Source organism: Grimontia marina, assembly GCF_900060185.1.
GTDB classification, from domain to species: domain Bacteria; phylum Pseudomonadota; class Gammaproteobacteria; order Enterobacterales; family Vibrionaceae; genus Enterovibrio; species Enterovibrio marinus.
This window is the reverse complement of record NZ_FIZY01000158.1, coordinates 1-1317: the sequence shown is the minus strand read 5'-3', so window position 1 is coordinate 1317 and position 1317 is coordinate 1. Positions and strand designations below refer to the sequence as shown.

At 37.4% G+C, this 1317-nt stretch carries 1 protein-coding gene; it reads left to right on the top strand.

What is annotated here, in order from left to right; all coding sequences use genetic code 11:
• Positions 1-425: 425 nt before the first annotated feature.
• A complete protein-coding gene (locus tag GMA8713_RS25675) occupies positions 426-1202 on the top strand; it encodes a hypothetical protein (RefSeq protein WP_062715508.1) in 777 nt (258 codons plus the stop codon).
• Positions 1203-1317: the final 115 nt, after the last annotated feature.

Below are 1317 nucleotides of genomic sequence, written 5' to 3'. Positions count from 1 at the left end.
TACTTCCGGCACCTGTTCACGGAGTTGCCGACGCGTTCACTCGCCGATGATATGTCGGATCTGATGCCATGGAATGTTGATCTGAGCGATGTGGAATAAGGCTTCACCAGTTCATTAATCGCTTACAGTTCTGAAGGTTTTTTCCTTTAGAGGGGATATGCCAAGGCAGATAAAAAGTGACTTTAGGGAATGCAATAGAGCAAGGCCTCACCCATTTGGGTGATTTTTGGAAAGGCGTAAGGAAAGACTCGCTAAGTTCTCAAAAAAGAGAAAGATAGATAACTCCACAGGTTACATCTGGCTATATATAGCCAAACGATATTTATCCTTATACCCAAAAATCCGAAGTTGCAGGATTCAGATTGTTTGGGTATAAAGTAAAAAACGAACATTTATATTTATAGAATACTCGAAGGAATGAGAGTTTGAAGAAAAACAATCAGATAGAGGAAGTGGATGATAGTTTTTTTCTTCAGGAGAAGGAACACATTCCATATCTACACAATGAAACATATGAGCAACGATTAAAAAAAGCCGAAAACCTGAATAGATGTAAGTTCCGTGACGCATCAGAATTTAAGAGTAAAAGATGGGGTGAACCTATTCCTCGAATAGCCAAATACCGCGATAACTGGGCCTTTAATAACTGTAAATCTGATGGTAAAATTGCATTAATGAAGTCTTCATCCTTTAGGCTTTTCGTCATTCTCTTCTTTTTTTATTATTTATTTGCAATTCTTTCTCCTTTAATTATATTTGAATATTATCAATATGCACTAATTTCGCTTGCTTTAGCTACGGCTTTAAGTATTTATATCTACGTTTATAGAAAACAATTCCGTTATTTCCAATTTGACAGACACTTAGGACTTGCACTCACGCCTCGTAGCTTTTTTAGGCGCCCATTTTATATACCCCCAGAAGATCTGGATTTATTTACTCGTTCTGGACATGCTGGTGGTCGTGGTGGTGGTAATATAGATGTGTATAAAATTCGGTGTCGTAAGATACCAAAACGCCTTTATTTATTTACACCCGGGTTTTATATCGACATCATATACCTTGAATCTAGAAGTTATAGTAATATTTGGGCAACAATATTAGATTTCATGAATACTGATAAGCCTTTAGACTGGGGAACATTATACGAAATCAATATATCAGATTATTATAAGAAAAATGAGAACGTGCTAAATAACTGATCCGAATAGTGCTACATTTTCGCCGTGCCGTGGCAACCTCCCGGGTACGGCGATACGTTATCCATAAAGTGCTTCACCTTCCTGAGCAATTGCCACATATGTTTACACCTGTGAT